Raw genomic sequence first — 18,908 nt, 5'->3', positions numbered from 1 at the left:
GTTTGTGGTTTGTGGTTTGTGGTTTGTGGTTTGTGGTTGATGGTTTATTACTGCAGGCTTCCAATTTAAGGTAGATGCTAACTGAAAAACGAGATATAAGAGCACTGAGTCGTGATCAGTTGCGGGATTTTTTTACTTCTAAGGGAGATAAAGCCTTTAGGGGGAATCAGGTGTACGAATGGTTGTGGACTAAAGGAGCGCATAGCTTTGAAGGGATGACCAATCTCTCCTTGCAGACGAGGCAGATGCTTGAAGCTCATTTTGTGATCAATCACATTCGGGTAGACCGCATGCAGCGCAGTAGTGACGGAACGATTAAGAATGCGGTAAAACTACACGACGGACTTGTAGTAGAGTCGGTGCTTATTCCCACCGATACCCGTACTACGGCTTGTGTTTCTAGTCAGGTGGGATGTAGTTTAGACTGCAAGTTTTGCGCTACAGCCAAGTTGAAACGGATGAGAAACCTTCAGCCCGACGAGATTTACGATCAGGTGGTGGCCATAGACCGACAGAGCAGGCTGTATTACAACAGGCCGTTGAGCAATATTGTCTTTATGGGCATGGGCGAACCGCTTATGAACTACAGTAATCTAATCAAAGCAATCGACAGGATAACCGCCTCCGATGGTCTCGGAATGTCGCCCAAGCGCATTACAGTGTCGACTTCAGGAGTGCCTAAAATGATTAGAAAACTGGCCGACGACGAGGTGAAATTCAAATTGGCAGTTTCCTTGCATTCGGCTATCGACGATATCCGCACATCCATTATGCCCTTCAACGAGCATTTTCCGCTAAAAGACCTTCGCGAAGCGTTGCAGTACTGGTATCAGAAAACCAAGAGCAGAATTACCTACGAATACGTGGTTTGGAAAGGAATCAACGACCAGCGTAAAGACGCCGAGGCCCTGGCCCGCTTTTGCAGATTTGCTCCCTCTAAGGTAAATATCATAGAATACAACCCCATAGGGGATGAAGAATTCGCACAGGCAAATCCGGCAGCACTCGAACGCTATAAAGAGGTTTTGGAAGACAGTGGTATCACTGTTACTATACGCCGTTCGAGAGGTAAGGATATCGATGCAGCCTGCGGTCAGCTAGCCAATAAATCCTGATTAGGCCATAGAGTGCTTATTGGCGTCGATAATACACTTTCCTATATTGGCAATAAACTCACGCGTGTACTCCGCCGTAGGATCCAAATTCGGATCCAATAAGGTAATCTCCAAGCCGGCAGCCTTGTCGTGTGTGAGCAATTTCTCCATAATGTGATTCAACTCGGCATAGGTAAGCCCTTCGTCAGATCTGCTCAAGGCCGGAGGCATCACCATATCGTCCATCACATCGGTATCTACGTGAATAAAATAACCGTCCAGATTTTTCTCTTCTACCATTTGGAGAAATGCATTGGTACAGTGTTCTGTCCCCCGGTGTTGCAAAGTGTCCAAATCCATATAGTGTATATCCGATTCCTGTATTGTGTTTAGGTGCTCCTCTTCGCATTCGCGATTGCCCACACACCAAATGTGCTCTTCTTTAAAATACGGAGACAATCCGTCTATATCGCTCAGTTTAGGATGTCCCTGTCCGGAAACTACAGCGAGATTCTGTTCTGCCAATCCGTCGGATTGCGAAAAGGGAGGAACCACGTAATTTGTCTGTCCGTTGAGGTAAAAAAGTCCGTAATCCCCTTTTTTCTTGAGAGCCATAGCGTTTCCTACCAATATGCTACAGTCCCCACCAATAATTACCGGAAAAGGATCTTCATCCAAAACTTCTTCGAGTAGCTCGGCCTGTTGTTTTGCAAAGTTTACAATAGCGGTACCGTTTAGAATACCCGTTTCCGGATCGCGACGAGCGCTGTAAGCAGGTGCTTTGGCTGTGTATATATTTTGTGGTTTTAGCATATCGTAAAATCCGTTCTCGCGGAGCCAGGAAGGCAACTTTTTTACACCCGGCTCCTTACCGGGAGCAGGTTCTTCAAGGCCGAGATTAGAGGGAAATTCTACGATATTGATATTGTGGTTCATGAGTGAAAAATAAATTTTTATTTCCCATAAAGATAAGAAATAAAAATTTTATCTGTCCTTTATACTCATTTAGCGCGCCCTATTTCCGCCTGTTCAGGTGCTTTTTGGCGGGTTAACCGTGACTCAAATCTCCAAAGCGGTTTAAATATCTAGAGATTTTACTTTTTCGCGCAATACGGGTATCAGAGTTTCTTTAAACCAAGGGTGTTTCTTCTGCCAGATGTTATTTCGCGGTGACGGATGCGGTAAAGGGATGATATCGGGCAGATATTCCTCGTAGTTTTGTACGGTTTCTGTCAGCGTCTTTTTGGCGCGCTCTCTTAAGTAGTACTTCTGAGCGTACAGTCCGATTAACAAAGTCAGTTTTATATCCGGCATGGAGTGCAGTAGTTTTTGGTGCCATAGCGGAGCACATTCCGGTCTTGGCGGCAAGTCGCCCGATTTTCCACTACCCGGAAAGCAAAAGCCCATAGGGATAAGAGCAAAGATTTTCTCGTCGTAAAAGACATCCTTCTCTACACCCAGCCACTCTCTCAGATTGTCACCGCTGGGATCGTTCCAAGCAATACCACTATCCTGTACCCTCTTACCAGGAGCCTGACCTATGACAACGATTTGTGAAGTGCTACTCGCCTGAACAATAGGCCTTGGAGGGTAGGGTAAAAAATCTTTACAAACCGTACAACTCCTGATATCAGAAAGTAATTTATCCATTGTGATACAAATTCCTTACCCTGGTCGTATAAAGTTTTCGTCCCTTATTCCGATTGTAGCGTTATATTCACAAAGCCATATAGCTCGCGAGAGAAGAAGACGATTTACAATCAGCTACTAAGTGCTACTTTCTGTAAAAGTAACAAATTTTTGAAGACGATAGCTGTGACTTATGGAGTGGAAGTCTTTTGTAAAAGCTCGTCTATACTCCATTTGTAGTTGGGAATGCAGGCCAGTAAAAATGCCGCACTACAATCTACCCACACGCTGTAGTCTAAAGGAGCTTTTATCCCAAACGAAAGGCTCATGGCTAGGGCAAAGGCCAGTGTAAGTATAGCAGTACCCAAAGCAGCCCATCGGGTTTTGTAACCTACAATCAACAATACACCCAATACAATTTCCAGCACCGTAGCGCTTTGGGCCAAAAACGGAATCAGCCCCACTGGGGCAAACGAATTAACCGATGCGGTATACTCCAAAAAGTTATTCCAAGTTCCCCAAGTCGAAATTTTGGCAGCCCATAAACCAAACCTGTCGGCTACGGCAGATAGCATTGTAGCTGCCAATCCAAGTCTCAACAATAGCGAGGCTACTGGTAATTTTGTTCCCATAAGTTCACAGTTTTCACTTCAAATTTATACTTTTAATGGATGAATTGTATAATCCAGTTTTTACTCAATAACTAATCCAGATGACTTCCTTTCAGGATATATTGAATATTGACAGGTCGGCTAATGTGCCGATTTACCTGCAACTTACCAATGCGGTGATTCGTCAAATTAGAAGTGGTCGTTTGCGCAGGGGACTGAAATTACCGGGGTCGAGAAGTCTTGCAGAGCGGCTGTCTGTAAATCGTATGACGGTAGTAGCAGCTTACGATGAACTACAGGCTCAAGGGTGGATAGAGCAAAAACCGAGAAAGGGCAGTTTTGTCAGCGATGAATTGCCGGAGCTGATGCCAAAATCCATAGGGGAGTCCGATCTCGTTCAGAAGGTATCCGACAGCATACCGTTTGAGGTCGATAAAAATTTGATTGGAGTATCTCATATAAAGTTTGCTTCAGGCAGGCGACTCGTGATCGACGATGGCTTTCCCGATCCGCGTTTAGCACCCGTAGATGAGCTGACCCGATCTATGAGGGGACTGTCTAAAACACCTGCCTATAAAAAGTACTTGCTCTACGGCGATACAAAAGGAAATGGGCAGTTGCGCGAGGTGCTGGCCAATTATCTGAATGACACCAGGGGGATGCCTGTGAGACCTGATAATTTGTTGTTGACACGAGGTGCTACTATGGGAATTTATATCGCTGCCCGTGTAATTACTAAGCCGGGTGATCATGTTATTATGAGTAAACCAGGATTCCGCTTTGTCCGCGAGCTCTTTCAGCAACTACAACTCAATATTCACGAAGTAAGTGTGGACAAATACGGACTTGATATAGAAGATGTAGAGCGCATTTGCAAGAGGGAGAATACAGCTTTAATCTATACCGTTCCCCATCATCATTTTCCCACTACGGTAACCATGTCTCCCGAGAGGCGCATCAGATTGTTAGAGCTGGCACAAGATTATAACTTTGCGATTGTAGAAGACGATTACGACTACGATTTTCACTATGCCAGTACACCTATGTTGCCAATGGCGAGTATAGATAGATATGGAAGTGTAGTTTATATAGGGACACTGACTAAAACTCTGGCGCCGGCCGTTCGGGTGGGCTTTCTGTCGGGTGTGGAAAAATTTGTCGATGCTGCCACCTCCTACCGAAGGTTACTCGACTTTCAGGGAGATACGCTTTTGGAATTGGGACTCGCCCAACTTTATCGCGATGGTGTTGTAGAAAAACACATTAAAAAATCACTAAAAATTTACAAGCAGCGAAGAGATCACTTTTGCGAATTGTTGAAAAACGAGCTGGGTGACAAGCTGAGTTTCACAATTCCCAACGGAGGAATGTCGGTATGGACAAAATTTAACGATATCAATCTAAAAAAACTCTCTGAAAAAGCCGGCAAAAAAGGATTGGCAATAAGCGACGGATCGTATTACGACTCGGTAGACCAACAGTACAATGCTGCCAGAATGGGCTTTGCCAGTTTAGATCTGGCAGAGCAGGAGCAAGCTGTCAAAATCCTGAAATCCTGTATATAGATAGCCCAATAAAGCTCCGAAAAGCTGACTGATGTCGCGATGAGATTGCCGTGTTGTAACAAGAGTAGAGTTAGGGGCTTCTACCTTCTTTATACTAGTTGAATATGGTAGTTTATTGCCGATTAAGAGCGATGCAACTATAGCAAATAGATTATAAACTAAAAATTAAAAAATACCGGTAAATAAATTAATGAGTATATTTACCACCGAGAAACTATTAAAACCTTAAACAATGAAAACAACTTTTTTAGCAATTGCAGCTGTTATCGGTTTTGCTTTTTTTGGAAATGCACAAAACCTTCATTTTGGAGCCAAAGGTGGGGTTAACTTCGCCAGCATCAGTGATGTAGATGCCGACGGGCGTACCGGTTTTCACCTCGGTTTGGTGGGAGAGGTAGGACTCGGTAAGTTCTCTATTCAACCCGAAGTACTGTATTCGGCTCAGGGACTTAAAGATCTCAATCTCGACTATCTCAACATTCCCGTACTCGCTAAGTACTATGTAGTACAGAATTTCAGCCTTATGGCCGGTCCGCAATTCGGTTTCAATACCAAAGACGACGATATTAGCGAAATCAAATCTTTTGATATGGGAGGTGCCGTAGGTGTAGAATACAAGATAGGAAGCCTGTTTGCACAAGCGCGCTACAACTTCGGTTTGAGCGATGTAGCTGATGGCGGTTCAGGAAAAAACTCTGTGTTCCAAATATCTTTGGGATACCTGTTTTTCTAAGAAGACATAAGTATTAAACATACCAAAAGCGAAAGACTACAGCTGGTCTTTCGCTTTTTTGTGTTTAAAAAGTAGGTTTTTTCTTTATTATTTGTATATTTATAAACGTATAATCTTACAAATAAGTAACGTAAAATCTTTTATTATGAAAAAAACTTGCTTTTTTTACTTATGTCTATCACTGACCCTATTGTGGTCGTGTGAGCAGGAAACTCCGCATGCCGAAGTCTCGGCAGATGATGCGGGTATGGAGGAGACTGTGACTGTCAATGCCAGCGACAGTACAGCGATAAGCTTTGCAAAGGCCTTGGCTGGAGCCATGCACAAGAGCGAGACCTTGAGGATCTTTTTGAAAGAAGAGGCCCTACAGATGTTCAACAACGATTACGATGTGCTTTATCACGCTGTTAAAGACGAACAGCTCGCAGACGGCAGTACATTTGCCGCTCTGTTGGCAGAGGAAAGAGGAGAGGATAAGGAAGCTTTTGCCGCGATTTTAGAGGGCGTACCGGGACTTACCGTCTTTGTACCTTCTCTTCCTATGGACACCTTTTCTGCCCATAACTGGAATACTTCGACGCAAATTCCTTGGGTTGCCGTGGCTTTGAGCGATGGTGAGAAAGTGTATTACGTAAGTGGAACGGGAGAAGAGGAGATGGCAGAAGCTAAAATGATACCCGCCTTTCCAGTTGTAGTAGTTAAGGAAAACGAAAGGGTAATTACAGGCGAAGGTTTGTATTCATCGACCGCTAAATCAATGGGGGTTACTGTATTTCGAGGTGGAGTGAATTATCGTTTTCTCGACGAGGTATTCGATGGAAGTCTTAGGCAAAACGACAAACAGCGCACTATGGCTGCGAGGCAGATTTCCAGTCCGGATCAAAAACTAAAAGAAGCCTATGAAGTCTTTGAAGGTACTAATGGTTGGCATCGAGATTATATTTATTACGGGATGACACCAGATACTACCGAAGGAGAGTTTTCATACGACTATCAGGAACACATCAGCTTTTTTGCCATGAAAGGAGGAGAGGGAGCACTTGGTAAAGTAAGTGACCAGGATGACGACCCGATGAGGAAAATAAGCTACAATCCCTCCGATCCCGATTGGACAGATGGTTTTTTAGAGTTTAAAGTCAGCGTTTTGATCAATGCAAGGAATGGTATAGGCGACGAATACATCACATATTTTTCCGCTGCACCCGACGATTTGTTCGAGATGAATTACGAAAGTCGATGTGGCTCAAGTGGATTTTTTAAACTGTTTTACTGTCCCGAGTTTATAGGATTTAAAGAACTTCAGTTAAATCTTCCACTATTTCAATGGGATTTGAATCAGTACGCTTCTTCGATAAAGATAGCAATTGAAGAAGTAGACCTGGAAGTTACCACCACCATCACCGATACTAGAACAGTGAAATTTGCCAATAATTTTGATATACAGGGCGATGTGCTCAAAAAGATAGGATTGAAGTTTGGAGCCAAACTGGAAACTACCGAATCCCAGAGCATAAAGAAAACCTTTACCCAGGGGAATGACCAGCTAGGTGAAGTTATAGTAAATTTTGCCGATAAAGTGCTACTCGGTAAAGAGGATGAAAATTGGAAGACAAGGGAATACGAAACTGGCTGGTACAGAATAGGAGTAGCGCCGAGAAGAGTACAGTAGTACAAGTTTCAACAATTAGAAGGATTAAAGTGATAAATTGCCCACTAGGTGCATTTCTAAAGAGAATAATGGAAATAACGTTTATATTAGCACTCTAAACTTTAACACTTTTAATTGTGAAAAAACTTTTGCTTGTAGCCGCAATGGCATTCGGAACTGTATCAATGGCTAATGACAAGAAGTGACCTTCGGTCTTAAAGCAGGGGTTAACTTTTCAAATATCAAGTTTGATGCAAATGGTATTGGTGCTACACCCGACGGAAAAACAGGATTCTATGTAGGGGATTGGCAGATTTCACAATCTCTGAAATATTTCACATTCAACCCGAGGCTTTGTATTCCAGTGAAGGTGTTGATGCAGGGCATGTATCGTTTGTGAATATTCCCGTTCTTGCAAGTATTATGTGATAGAAGGACTCAGTGTTCATGCGGGACCTCAATTTGGAATATTGGTGGATGCCGACGGAGGTACTGAAGGTTTTAAAAAAACCAATTTCGGACTGAATATCGGAGCTGGCTATGAACTTGCAGGAGGGATCTTCTTTGATGCGAGATATACTATTGGTGTAAGCGATATAGCCGATTTAGATGGATATGATACGGGTGGTTACGATCTATCAGTAAAAACTCGCAATTTCCAAATCGGTTTCGGATACCGTTTCTAAATTTGAAATAGAAAGTAGATATAAACCTATTTACTCAAAAGACTGCTTTAAATTTTAAGGCAGTCTTTTTTGTTGTAAGCCGTACAAATTAGTAGCAAAACATACCGTGAAAAAGTATTGATTTAGTTTTTTTTAAGCAGAGTTTGAAACCATATCGAAAATGGTAGAACGAGAGAATGCAGATCCTTGTCTTATACATTTAAAACACTCCTATTTCAGGTAAGACACTATTCCTTTGGTGGTTGAAATCATATCAATGTGTTGTATAAATCAAAGTATGTTGATTATACAACATAAAACCTGCCGTTTTTTCAGGGAGGGTGCATATATGTCGGATTCCTGTCAGGCCTCATAAAGTTGGTGAATACTGTTATATATATAACTTACATGTATTTAAGTTGTTGTTTTTCAGGTTATTGCGGTATTTTTGTTTGGTTATTTTTTAGTGTATAGGAAATTTGTATGAAATTTCAGCACGTTCCTTGCGGTGTCAGTAGGTGAAATAATTATTAATCTTAAAAACCTATTAAATGAAAGTTCTTGTAATTGGCGCCGGCAATATGGGGCTAACCTACGCCCAGGGCATGGCCCAATCAGACTTATTGAGAAAAAAGGATCTTATGATTTTGGACAGTGCCCAGGAGAAAACCCAGGCGCTAAAAGAAAATGGCGCGTTTGATGTCTACGAAAGGATAGAAGACTGCCTTCCTAAGGCCGATATTGTTTTTATCGCCGTAAAGCCGTACAATAGCGATGCGCTTTTTGAAGTGATTCGCAACTACAAAAAACCCGATCAGATTTTTGTTTCCATCATGGCAGGAGTAACCATACAAACCATGAGAGAAGCAATGGATATCAGAAAGATTGTGAGAGCGATGCCCAATCTTCCGGCTAAGGTAGGTCAAGGGTTTACCTCGTTTACAGCCTCTGAGGAAGTTTCCAGATTGGAGCTGCTCACGGTAGAACGGCTTATAGATACCACCGGAAGATCGGTACGTGTGGCCGACGAAACGGAAATTGACAAATCTACCGGAATATCTGGTTCCGGTCCGGCATACATTTTCTATTTTATGCAGTCGATGATGGAAGCTGCTCATAAAATGGGATTTTCCCAAAGGGATGCGCGACTTATGGTGACCCAAACTTTTCAAGGAGCGGTAGAGCTGTTCAACAGTTCAGATCTCGATCCCGACGCTTGGATGGACCGAGTGGCCTCAAAAGGAGGGACTACTCGTGCAGCACTCGACTCTATGGAGGAGAACAATGTAAAAGAATTAATCAAAGAAGCGGCTTATGCAGCTTTTGAAAGGGCGGTTGAGCTCGGAAAGGAGAGTGGTAAGCAACATGTCTAAGAAACGAATAGTGGTAAAGGTTGGAACCAATGTAATGATCAATAAAGACAATCGCATTGTACAACCTATACTGAAAAAATTGGTTGATCAGATTGCCGAATTGTATGAAAACGACGTACTGACAGTTTTGGTAAGTTCTGGGTCGGCCAACGCTGGTCGGGAAATACTGGGAGATAGTGAAATTAAAAACAAATCGATAAGAAGACAGGTGTACTCCGCCATAGGGCAGCCTCGACTGATGAGGTATTACTACTCCATGTTTCACGATTACGGAATGCGTTGCGCCCAAGTACTGGCTACTAAACGCGATTTTAAACCAGGAGAACACCGCGAGAACATGATCAATTGTTATGAGGGCTTGCTCTCTGAAGGAGTGATACCCGTAGCCAATGAAGACGATGCCACCTCAGTAACACATTCTATGTTTTCAGACAACGATGAGTTGGCTAGCCTTATAGCCGAACTCATCCATGCCGATATGCTGATTATCCTTACCGATATAGACGGCTTCTATACCGGGCATCCGGATAATGACGATTCTGAACTCCTTTCGGAAGTAAAGGTAAATCAGCGTGTAGAACAGTATATCGAGGAAACCGATAAAGGGGAAACCTCCGGAAGGGGAGGCATGGCTTCCAAACTGAAAATTGCCAAAAGTACAGCAGCCAAAAATATCCCTACCTATATAGCCAACGGTAAAAAAGATAGAGTAATACTCGATATCGTGGCAGGGAAAAATGTGGGAACCCGAATCGTAGAATAAGCGGGTGCTTTTCAAAGCACTACGAACTACGAACTAAAAAACTAATAAAACTACAATGAAACTTTTATCAGAAGATATTAAAAATAAAGTGCTTCAATCTATGGAACGCATACTCGACGAGGAGCGGAATACTATAATTGAAGCCAATAAGAATGACCTCGATGCCTTTAACAGTGACGACAAGGCCATGTACGATCGCCTAGTAGTCAATAAGTCAAAGATAGACGGCATGATACAAGCCGTAAGAGAGGTGCGAGAGCAACAAGATCCGGTAGGCAAGCTGAAATCGTCACGCGAACTCGACAACGGATTGCGTATAGAAAACCGGACCGCTCCCTTCGGAACCATTATGATTATCTATGAGTCGCGCCCAGATGTCACCATAGAAGCAGCAGTGCTGGCGTTTAAGGCCAACAATAAAATACTGCTCAAAGGTGGAAAAGAAGCCCGGTTTAGCAATGAAAAATTGGAAAAGTGCTGGCATAAAGCCTTGGAGGAAAACGGCCTAGAACCCGAAAACTGGATAAAGTTGCTGCAGATGAACCGCGAGGAAACACAGGAATTCCTTAAACATCCAACCGAAAAGCTAGATCTGGTAGTGCCTCGTGGAGGAGAACGATTGATACGCTTTGTAAAAGACAATGCCGAATGTGCAGTGCTGATTAGCGGAAGAGGAAATAACTTTTTGTACGTACACAAGGAAGGAGACTGGGATTGCGCCCTCGATGTCATTGTAAATGCCAAAACCGATAAGATATCGGCCTGTAATGCGCTCGACAAAATATTGGTCGACCGACAGCTGCCCGGCTTTGAAGATAAAGTAAAACAACTCGCATCAGTACTCAGAGAGCACAAAGTAGAGCTACTTACAGATAGAGAGCTTCAATCGCTACTTCCCGAAGCCGAACTTATTGAAGATGAATCGGTTTGGTATGAAGAATTCCTGGCATTAAAAGCCGTTATCGCCGCTACAGATGGGATAGACGATGCTATTGAGAGAATCAATACCTATTCCGGTGGGCATTCGGCCTCCGTGATTACCAGAGATAGCGATACTGCGCGAAGTTTTATGGAACAGGTAGATAGCGCTGCCGTATATCAGAATGCCTCGACAAGGTTTACCGATGGCGGACAGATGGGAGTAGGAGCTGAACTTGCGATAAGTACAGACAAACTCCACCACCGCGGTCCCCTTGGACTAGAGCAGTTAGTCACCAACAAGTATTACGTATACGGTAACGGACAGGTAAGAGCCTGATAACACGCCTTATAAATAACGGCAAAACCCCGGACAGCCCACAGGTGCTACCGGGGTTTTGTATTTGTGTGTTTTTCCTTTTTTATACAGTTGAAATTGGATATTTTTACAAAAAATGTTAGTATTGAGGTGTTAGAAGAACTATAAACCACAAACTAACAACTACGAACTAACAACTACAAATGAAACTTATTATTATCAACGGCCCCAATTTGAATCTTCTCGGAAAACGCGAACCGGAAATATACGGGTCTGAAACTTTTGAAGAGTATTTAGGGCAATTGCAAAGACGTTTTCCAGATGTCCACTTAGATTACTATCAGTCCAATATCGAGGGCGAAATTATCGATAAACTCCACGAAACCGGCTTCTCTTACGACGGTATTATCCTTAATGCAGGAGCTTATACACACACTTCAGTGGGAATTGGCGATGCTGTAAAAGGGATTACTACTCCAGTGATAGAGGTGCATATATCCAATACTTTCGGAAGAGAAGCTTTCCGGCATCAGTCGTATCTGTCTGCTCATGCAAGGGGAGTGATTCTAGGCTTTGGAATGCAGGGATATGCACTGGCTATTCACAGCTTTGTAGATTAAGAGTCGTAGCCAGAGTTGAATGTAAATGGCTTCCCAATATAACATAATGAAGTATGCGTATTTTAATTACAGGAGCTACAGGATTGGTAGGGAGTGAAATTATTGCCCTTTGTAAAACACAGGGTGTAGAAGTGCATTATCTCACCACAAACCGTTCTAAAATAAAAGAAACTGAATCCGTCAAAGGATTTTACTGGAATCCGAAATCGGGAGAAATAGACCGAGAGTGTTTTGAAGGAGTAGAGGCTATTGTCAATCTTGCAGGAGAACCAATAGCACAGCGGTGGACATCCACCGCAAAAAAAGAGATTGTAGACAGCAGAGTGAAAGCATTGCAGTTGCTACACCGTGCATTGGCCTACGAAGAGAAACACAAGGTGCGCATACTGCTGACAGCTTCGGCTATAGGTGTCTATCCGGATTCTTTGGGGCATTATTATGAGGAGACCGAAAAAAATACAGATCCCAGCTTGCCCGGAAGAGTAGTACAACAATGGGAAGCCGCTGCCGATTCGATAGAGAGACTCGGTATTAAGGTGGCAAAAATACGAATAGGATTGGTGCTTTCAAGTAGAGGAGGAGCACTGCCTCGTATGAGCCGCCCTATAAAATACTGGTTAGGAGCCCCACTTGGCCGTGGTACACAGTGGCAGTCGTGGATACACATTTCCGATTTGGCTCAGCTTTTTCTCTTTGTCGTAAATCGCAATCTTCCCGGAGTGTTCAACGGAGTAGCACCAGAGCCGGTGACCAATACGGTGCTGACCAAAAAAATAGCTGCAAAATTGAAAAAGCCCTTACTGATGCCTAAGCTGCCCTCTTTTCTGCTCTACTGGTCGTTGGGCAAAATGGCATATCTGCTGTTGAGCAGTCAGAGAGTGAGCTCTCGTAAAGTAACCGATATGGGCTTTTCTTTTCAGTACACTACCCTCGACCAGGCGCTAGATGCGTTGTGTGATGAAGAAAAATAAAAGGTATAAAAAAAGCTACCCTTTTGAAGTAGCTTTTTTTTATACTATTATTATGCAATCTTATTGCGTTTCCGGTCGTTTTCAGTGAGAAATATTTTCCGAAGTCGAAGACTTATCGGAGTTACTTCGACGTATTCGTCTTTTTGTATGTACTCCAAAGCCTCTTCGAGAGAGAACTTGATAGCCGGAACTATCTTGGCCTTCTCATCGGCTCCTGAAGAGCGCACGTTAGACAATTTTTTGGTCTTGGTGACATTGACAGTCATATCGTCACCTCTCGAGTTTTCACCGATTACCTGACCTTCGTATATATCTTCGTTCGGGTCTACAAAAAACTTACCTCTCTCTTGTAGTTTGTCAATAGAGTAAGGAATCGCTTTTCCGTTTTCCATAGAGATCAGCGAACCGTTGCTTCTTCCTGGAATCTCCCCTTTGTAGGGTTGGTATTCCAAGAAGCGGTGCGACATAATAGCCTCTCCTGCAGTAGCGGTGAGCAACTGGTTTCGGAGTCCGATAATCCCTCTCGATGGGATGTGGAATACGCAGATCATACGATCCCCGCGAGGTTCCATGCTCAGCATATCTCCTTTGCGAAGGCTCACAAATTCTACAGCCTTTCCGGATAAGTTTTCCGGGAGGTCTATGGTGAGCTCTTCAACGGGTTCGCATTTTACACCGTCTATCTCCTTGATGATTACTTGTGGCTGACCGATTTGCAGCTCATAACCTTCGCGTCTCATGGTTTCTATAAGTACGGAAAGGTGAAGTACACCGCGTCCGAAAACCATAAATTTATCAGCGCTATCGGTTTCTTCCACACGAAGAGCCAAGTTTTTTTCCAGCTCTTTTTCCAATCTTTCCTTGATGTGACGAGAAGTTACAAATTTACCTTCCTTACCAAAAAAAGGTGAGTCGTTTATAGTGAAGAGCATACTCATAGTAGGCTCGTCTATGGCGATCGATTTAAGTGCTTCCGGGTTTTCTGCATCGGCAATGGTATCTCCGATCTCAAAACCGTCTAGTCCTACTACAGCACATATATCCCCGGCTTTTACTTCGCTTATCTTTTTTCTGCCCAGTCCTTCAAAGGTGTGCAGTTCCTTGATGCGTGATTTCAGTATGCTGCCGTCGCGTTTTACCAACGATACAGACATCCCTTCGGTAAGTGTACCTCGCTGTAGTCTTCCTATAGCAATACGCCCGGTAAAGCTGGAGAAGTCTAATGAGGTGATGAGCATTTGAGGCGTTCCTTCAGAAACTTTAGGAGCCGGAATATGTTCCAGTACCATATCGAGTAAGGGCTCGATATTTTCAGTTTGCTTTTTCCAGTCTTCAGACATCCAGTTGTTCTTGGCAGAGCCGTATACGGTGGGGAAGTCCAACTGCCACTCTTCTGCACCGAGTTCAAACATAAGGTCGAATACCTTTTCGTGAACCTCTTCGGGAGTACAGTTTTCCTTGTCTACTTTGTTGATTACTACACAGGGTTTAAGTCCGAGATCGATAGCCTTCTGCAATACAAAACGAGTTTGTGGCATGGGGCCTTCAAAAGCGTCGACCAGCAACAATACCCCGTCGGCCATATTCAGAACCCGTTCTACCTCTCCTCCAAAATCGGCGTGTCCGGGAGTGTCTATAATATTGATCTTGGTACCTTTGTAGTTTACCGCCACATTCTTCGACGTGATGGTAATCCCCCGCTCGCGTTCAATGTCGTTGTTGTCGAGGATAAGGTCTCCCGTATTTTCGTTCTCGCGGAACAATTGGCAGTGATACATGATCTTGTCTACCATCGTTGTTTTTCCGTGGTCTACGTGGGCAATAATGGCAATGTTTCTGATATCTGTCATTCTTTTGACTCGATTTTTCTGTTCGTACTACCCTGCTTTTTCCTTCAGGGAAAAACAAGGGCGCAAATATACACTATATTCATCTTTTTTTCGGTATTAAATTATTGTTTTTTAAGGGAATGATGTCTGTTTTTTTGTGCGTAATGGCTGTTTTTGTCGCACTAATTAGGAGTCGATGTATAAATAAATACCTCAATTTTCCCGGCGTTAATAGCGATTTCAATATCTTTGAAGATTGCTAATACAGGAGCTGAATAGCAATCCATATTGTTGGGATGCCTGTTAGTTGCCTGTGATTTTGTCGGATGAAAACTGATTATAACTTATGAATAACTTGCTGGAAGTGAACGAGGTTTCCAAAAAGTACGGATCGTATACTGCTTTGGACAAGGTGTCACTACAAGTTCCGAAAGGCAGTATTTTTGGATTGTTGGGACCCAATGGGGCGGGAAAAACCAGTCTGATCCGTATTGTTAACCAAATTACTTATCCCGATCAGGGCGCAGTGCTCTTCGATGGCACACCGTTAAACCCGGAACATATAGCCAATATCGGTTATCTACCCGAAGAACGCGGACTGTACAAAAGCATGAAGGTAGGAGAGCAGGCACTCTACCTCGCTCGCTTAAAAGGCTTGTCGTCTGCAGAGGCAAAAGAAAGACTCAAGTATTGGTTTGATAGGTTGGAGATAGGAGATTGGTGGAATAAAAAAATACAGGAACTCTCCAAAGGGATGGCTCAAAAAATACAATTTGTGGTCACCGTGCTTCACCGACCTTCCTTACTGATTTTCGACGAACCTTTTAGCGGTTTCGACCCTATCAATGCCAATCTTATAAAAGACGAGATTCTCCACTTGAGAGATCAGGGAGCAACGGTAATTTTCTCTACCCACCGTATGGAGTCGGTAGAAGAGCTTTGCGATGATATAGCCCTGATCAACAAGTCGAAAAAACTACTCGAAGGCAAGCTTGTAGATATTAAAAAACAGTATAGGAGTAATACTTTTGAAGTGGGGCTCGACGTTTCCGATCAAGTAGTAATCCGATCTGAGATTGAACAGAAATTTCAAGTATCCGACGCCAGCTTTAAGTCCCTTTCCGATGAACTCAAACTAAAAATACATCTAGATGAAAACGGGACCCCCAACGATTTGTTGGCCTATCTTGTCAATCGGGGTAATGTAACTCATTTTGTAGAAGTAATCCCTACAGTAAACGACATTTTTATTCAAACCGTAAAAGACAGTGATTTATGAACAAGCTGCCACTGATTATAAAAAGAGAATACATCGCAAAGGTGCGCAACCGGTCTTTTATTGTGATGACTATACTGAGCCCTCTTCTTGTAGTAGGTATGGTCGCTTTGGTGTTTTTTCTCACCAGTGCCAACAACGACGAAGCCAAAGTGATAGCCGTACTCGATGAAGGACAGTTTTTTGAAGGAAGTTTTCAAAATACTTCGACCCTCTCTTATGTGTCTTTTGAAGGGATGCCGCTAGAAGCGGCCAAAGATTCGGCCCAGCACAAGAACTATTACGGCTTGTTGTATATTCCTCAAAAATCGGATATAGAACAGGTGGCCAAAAATATTGAGTTTTTCTGTCGAGAATCGCCCGGAATGGGAGTGTTGTCGGGTATGGAAAATGTCATACAGCGCAATATCAGAGCGGCAAAACTGCGCGATTTTGGGGTGTCAGATCAGGTGATGAAAGACCTTGAAAGAGGCTATCAGATCAATGTGGAAAATTTTACCGGGGAAAAGAAATTACGAGGTATCAATGAGATGAAAGCCGTTATTGGCGGAGGCTTCGGTTATCTCATTATGATGTTTATCATTATTTACGGAGCCTTTGTAATGCGAAGTGTTATCGAAGAAAAGACCAGCCGTATTATAGAAGTTATTATCTCATCGGTAAAACCCTTTCAATTGATGTTGGGTAAAATTATAGGTACCTCTTTGGCGGGAATTACACAGTTTCTCATTTGGATTGTGTTGGCCGGAGTGTTGGGAGTAATTCTGGCCGGAGTATTGGGTATCAGTGCCGATCAGTTAGGATCGCAAGCCATGTCGCCCGAGGCCACCCAAGCCGTGAACGGAATGTCGGAAGGCGTAGGAGAAAACCTCACGCCTTATATAGTAGAGCTGATGAAAATCTCCTGGGGGTGGCTGTTGTTTTCTTTTGTTATATACTTTATATTAGGCTATTTGATATACAGCTCTATTTATGCAGCTATAGGAGCAGCAGTAGATAATGAAACCGATACACAGCAATTTATGTTTCCCGTTATCATGCCCCTGATGCTAGCCGTATACGTAGGCTTCTTTTCGGTTTTTAACAACCCACACGGCCCGATAGCCGTGGGCTTTTCGCTCTTTCCTCTCACCTCGCCCATAGTGATGCTGATGAGGCTTCCGGGAGGTATAGGTGAAGGAGGGGTGCCGCTGTGGCAGTTTATCACCTCGGTGGTCTTACTAGTGACTACCTTCCTGTTTATCGTTTGGATCGCAGCGCGAATATACCGGGTAGGTATACTCATGTACGGCAAAAAACCGAGTTATAAAGAGTTGTACCGATGGCTTAAGTATAATTAGATACTTGATAGCGAAGTGCTAACCACAGATAAATTTAATTGTAAACAAGAGATATCATGCCCTCAATTTTAGTTGTAGAAGATGAAGTTGCCATTAGAAGAGTACTGGTCAAAATATTGGCCGAAGAGAGCAAGGACTACCAAGTAGATGAAGCAGAAGACGGCTCGTCCGCAATGGATAAAATTCGCAATAACGATTACGATCTGGTACTTTGCGACATAAAAATGCCAAAGATGGATGGGGTAGAAGTGCTGGAAGCTGCCGCTAAGGAAAAACCGGATATCCCATTTGTGATGATTTCCGGACACGGCGATCTAGACACCGCAGTGCACACGATGAGGCTCGGGGCATACGACTATATTTCAAAACCGCCCGATCTCAACCGCTTGCTCAATACGGTGCGAAATGCCCTGGATAAGAAAGAGCTGGTGCGAGAAAATAAACGCCTTAAAAAGAAAGTTGGCAAGAATTACGAAATGATAGGGGATAGTGAGGCTATAACACAGATTAAGGAGATGATCGACAAGGTAGCCCCTACCGATGCCCGAGTGTTGATTACCGGTTCCAACGGTACGGGAAAAGAATTGGTAGCCCATTGGTTGCACGAAAAAAGCGATAGGAACAAGGCTCCTTTGGTAGAAGTCAATTGCGCCGCGATTCCTTCAGAACTCATAGAAAGCGAACTCTTTGGTCATGTAAAAGGAGCGTTTACCTCGGCAGTAAAAGATCGCGCTGGGAAGTTTGAGGCCGCAGATAAAGGAACTATTTTCTTAGACGAAATTGGCGATATGAGCCTCTCTGCCCAAGCTAAGGTGTTGCGCGCACTACAGGAAAACAAGATCTCACGAGTGGGGAGCGATAAAGATATTAAAGTAGATGTACGCGTAATTGCAGCGACCAATAAAAACCTGAAAGAGGAGATAGAAAAGGGAAAATTTAGAGAAGACCTCTACCACCGACTCGCAGTAATACTCATTCACGTTCCCGCACTAAACGATCGCCGAGAAGATATACCACAGTTGGTAGCACACTTCAGTGAGAAAGTGGCCAAAGAACAGGGTATGGGAGCAAAAAAATTTAGTGCATCCGCTGTAAAGTTGTTGCAGGAATACGATTGGACCGGAAACATCAGAGAACTGCGCAATGTAGTAGAACGACTGATGATACTCGGTGGAAAAGAAGTGAGTGAAAGCGACGTAAAACTCTTTGCGAGCAAATAAGGAAGGTTTTGGAGACATGGAGATGAGGAGACTTGGAGATGCGGAGACTTGGTGATGCGGAGACATGGAGGTAGTTGACTAGTTGTTTATGTTTTTTCGTGTTTCTGCATTTTTGTTTTTTTGCTTTGCACGAATCACAGTTCGATATTTCCTAAGTTCGAAGCCTTTTCAGAAATAAGCTGAATTCCCGCGAAATTGCGTTCGCGGTAGCGAAAAGAGCATGAAGCGGGAATTCAGCTGGTTTCCCGGTAGGCCGGGGAAATTTCCTTAAAGGCTTCTTGACTTTTTGCTTCGTTTTGTGTCAAGACAAAATGAAGGAAAGATTTTGTTGATG

General features: G+C 43.4%; 17 protein-coding genes. 13 read left to right on the top strand and 4 right to left on the bottom strand.

Annotated elements, in window-relative coordinates; genetic code table 11:
* Positions 1 to 74 precede the first annotated feature (74 nt).
* Complete coding sequence (gene rlmN, locus ACYZZR_RS01880; protein ID WP_461532293.1) at positions 75 to 1,115, top strand: dual-specificity RNA methyltransferase RlmN; 1,041 nt, start codon at positions 75 to 77, stop codon at positions 1,113 to 1,115.
* On the opposite strand, the gene ACYZZR_RS01875 is transcribed toward rlmN, so the two are convergent.
* The 3 genes from ACYZZR_RS01875 to ACYZZR_RS01865 form a co-directional block, all read right to left on the bottom strand.
* Entirely contained in the window at positions 1,116 to 2,030 is a 915-nt protein-coding gene (locus tag ACYZZR_RS01875; protein WP_461532292.1) for an arginase family protein, read from the bottom strand. It abuts the gene before it with no gap.
* Between the two features lie 141 nt (positions 2,031 to 2,171).
* Positions 2,172 to 2,744, bottom strand: coding sequence for a uracil-DNA glycosylase family protein (locus ACYZZR_RS01870; protein ID WP_461532291.1), 573 nt, complete (start codon positions 2,742 to 2,744; stop codon positions 2,172 to 2,174).
* A 170-nt stretch (positions 2,745 to 2,914) separates the two neighbouring features.
* The gene (locus ACYZZR_RS01865; protein ID WP_461532290.1) at positions 2,915 to 3,355 is read right to left on the bottom strand and encodes a DoxX family protein; all 441 of its coding nucleotides are present in this window, start codon (positions 3,353 to 3,355) and stop codon (positions 2,915 to 2,917) included.
* 80 nt (positions 3,356 to 3,435) lie between these two features.
* Between ACYZZR_RS01865 and pdxR the strand changes: the two genes are divergently transcribed.
* From pdxR to ACYZZR_RS01820, 9 genes are all read left to right on the top strand, one after another.
* Positions 3,436 to 4,899, top strand: a complete 1,464-nt coding sequence (pdxR, locus tag ACYZZR_RS01860; RefSeq protein ID WP_461532289.1) for a MocR-like pyridoxine biosynthesis transcription factor PdxR — start codon at positions 3,436 to 3,438, stop codon at positions 4,897 to 4,899.
* Between the two features lie 232 nt (positions 4,900 to 5,131).
* Positions 5,132 to 5,632: a porin family protein gene (locus tag ACYZZR_RS01855; protein WP_461532288.1), complete on the top strand. Its 501-nt coding sequence runs from the start codon at positions 5,132 to 5,134 to the stop codon at positions 5,630 to 5,632.
* Positions 5,633 to 5,777: 145 nt separating this feature from the next.
* On the top strand, positions 5,778 to 7,301 hold the full coding sequence (locus tag ACYZZR_RS01850) for a hypothetical protein (RefSeq protein ID WP_461532287.1): 1,524 nt from the start codon (positions 5,778 to 5,780) through the stop codon (positions 7,299 to 7,301).
* Positions 7,302 to 7,705: 404 nt separating this feature from the next.
* Positions 7,706 to 7,966: an outer membrane beta-barrel protein gene (locus tag ACYZZR_RS01845; protein ID WP_461532286.1), complete on the top strand. Its 261-nt coding sequence runs from the start codon at positions 7,706 to 7,708 to the stop codon at positions 7,964 to 7,966.
* 530 nt (positions 7,967 to 8,496) lie between these two features.
* A complete protein-coding gene (proC, locus tag ACYZZR_RS01840; protein ID WP_461532285.1) occupies positions 8,497 to 9,318 on the top strand; it encodes a pyrroline-5-carboxylate reductase in 822 nt (273 codons plus the stop codon).
* The gene (gene proB / locus ACYZZR_RS01835) at positions 9,311 to 10,081 is read left to right on the top strand and encodes a glutamate 5-kinase (RefSeq protein ID WP_461532284.1); all 771 of its coding nucleotides are present in this window, start codon (positions 9,311 to 9,313) and stop codon (positions 10,079 to 10,081) included. Before proC ends, proB begins: the two co-directional genes overlap by 8 nt.
* Positions 10,082 to 10,136: 55 nt before the next feature.
* Positions 10,137 to 11,339, top strand: a complete 1,203-nt coding sequence (locus tag ACYZZR_RS01830) for a glutamate-5-semialdehyde dehydrogenase (RefSeq protein WP_461532283.1) — start codon at positions 10,137 to 10,139, stop codon at positions 11,337 to 11,339.
* Positions 11,340 to 11,521: 182 nt separating this feature from the next.
* Positions 11,522 to 11,938: a type II 3-dehydroquinate dehydratase gene (aroQ, locus tag ACYZZR_RS01825; RefSeq protein WP_461532282.1), complete on the top strand. Its 417-nt coding sequence runs from the start codon at positions 11,522 to 11,524 to the stop codon at positions 11,936 to 11,938.
* Between the two features lie 53 nt (positions 11,939 to 11,991).
* Complete coding sequence (locus ACYZZR_RS01820; RefSeq protein ID WP_461532281.1) at positions 11,992 to 12,909, top strand: TIGR01777 family oxidoreductase; 918 nt, start codon at positions 11,992 to 11,994, stop codon at positions 12,907 to 12,909.
* Positions 12,910 to 12,959: 50 nt separating this feature from the next.
* Here the strand turns inward: ACYZZR_RS01820 and typA are convergent, their stop codons facing one another.
* Positions 12,960 to 14,759, bottom strand: a complete 1,800-nt coding sequence (typA, locus tag ACYZZR_RS01815) for a translational GTPase TypA (RefSeq protein WP_461532280.1) — start codon at positions 14,757 to 14,759, stop codon at positions 12,960 to 12,962.
* Positions 14,760 to 15,084: 325 nt separating this feature from the next.
* Here typA and ACYZZR_RS01810 point away from each other — a divergent pair, with 325 nt between their 5' ends.
* From ACYZZR_RS01810 to ACYZZR_RS01800, 3 genes are read left to right on the top strand one after another with little or no spacing between them, the layout of a single operon-like run.
* The gene (locus ACYZZR_RS01810) at positions 15,085 to 16,017 is read left to right on the top strand and encodes an ABC transporter ATP-binding protein (protein ID WP_461532279.1); all 933 of its coding nucleotides are present in this window, start codon (positions 15,085 to 15,087) and stop codon (positions 16,015 to 16,017) included.
* Entirely contained in the window at positions 16,014 to 17,354 is a 1,341-nt protein-coding gene (locus ACYZZR_RS01805) for an ABC transporter permease (RefSeq protein WP_461532278.1), read from the top strand. Before ACYZZR_RS01810 ends, ACYZZR_RS01805 begins: the two co-directional genes overlap by 4 nt.
* A 56-nt stretch (positions 17,355 to 17,410) precedes the next feature.
* Positions 17,411 to 18,574 carry a sigma-54-dependent transcriptional regulator gene (locus ACYZZR_RS01800; RefSeq protein ID WP_461532277.1) on the top strand — a complete coding sequence of 388 codons (1,164 nt, stop codon included), beginning with the start codon at positions 17,411 to 17,413 and terminating at the stop codon, positions 18,572 to 18,574.
* Positions 18,575 to 18,908 lie beyond the last annotated feature (334 nt).

Origin of the sequence: Sinomicrobium sp., assembly GCA_029266035.1 — a bacterium.
Taxonomy (GTDB): Bacteria; Bacteroidota; Bacteroidia; order Flavobacteriales; family Flavobacteriaceae; genus Sinomicrobium.
The sequence above is the reverse complement of the archived record's forward strand: the minus strand, read 5'-3'. Positions and strand labels throughout refer to the sequence as shown.

Coding starts and splice junctions, on each gene's coding strand:
- ACYZZR_RS01875 (WP_461532292.1), bottom strand. CDS start 2,030: ATGAACCACAATATCAATATCGTAGAATTTCCCTCTAATCTCGGCCTT.
- ACYZZR_RS01800 (WP_461532277.1), top strand. CDS start 17,411: ATGCCCTCAATTTTAGTTGTAGAAGATGAAGTTGCCATTAGAAGAGTA.
- ACYZZR_RS01855 (WP_461532288.1), top strand. CDS start 5,132: ATGAAAACAACTTTTTTAGCAATTGCAGCTGTTATCGGTTTTGCTTTT.
- proB (WP_461532284.1), top strand. CDS start 9,311: ATGTCTAAGAAACGAATAGTGGTAAAGGTTGGAACCAATGTAATGATC.
- aroQ (WP_461532282.1), top strand. CDS start 11,522: ATGAAACTTATTATTATCAACGGCCCCAATTTGAATCTTCTCGGAAAA.
- ACYZZR_RS01830 (WP_461532283.1), top strand. CDS start 10,137: ATGAAACTTTTATCAGAAGATATTAAAAATAAAGTGCTTCAATCTATG.
- proC (WP_461532285.1), top strand. CDS start 8,497: ATGAAAGTTCTTGTAATTGGCGCCGGCAATATGGGGCTAACCTACGCC.
- ACYZZR_RS01865 (WP_461532290.1), bottom strand. CDS start 3,355: ATGGGAACAAAATTACCAGTAGCCTCGCTATTGTTGAGACTTGGATTG.
- ACYZZR_RS01810 (WP_461532279.1), top strand. CDS start 15,085: ATGAATAACTTGCTGGAAGTGAACGAGGTTTCCAAAAAGTACGGATCG.
- ACYZZR_RS01850 (WP_461532287.1), top strand. CDS start 5,778: ATGAAAAAAACTTGCTTTTTTTACTTATGTCTATCACTGACCCTATTG.
- typA (WP_461532280.1), bottom strand. CDS start 14,759: ATGACAGATATCAGAAACATTGCCATTATTGCCCACGTAGACCACGGA.
- ACYZZR_RS01870 (WP_461532291.1), bottom strand. CDS start 2,744: ATGGATAAATTACTTTCTGATATCAGGAGTTGTACGGTTTGTAAAGAT.
- pdxR (WP_461532289.1), top strand. CDS start 3,436: ATGACTTCCTTTCAGGATATATTGAATATTGACAGGTCGGCTAATGTG.
- rlmN (WP_461532293.1), top strand. CDS start 75: ATGCTAACTGAAAAACGAGATATAAGAGCACTGAGTCGTGATCAGTTG.
- ACYZZR_RS01805 (WP_461532278.1), top strand. CDS start 16,014: ATGAACAAGCTGCCACTGATTATAAAAAGAGAATACATCGCAAAGGTG.
- ACYZZR_RS01820 (WP_461532281.1), top strand. CDS start 11,992: ATGCGTATTTTAATTACAGGAGCTACAGGATTGGTAGGGAGTGAAATT.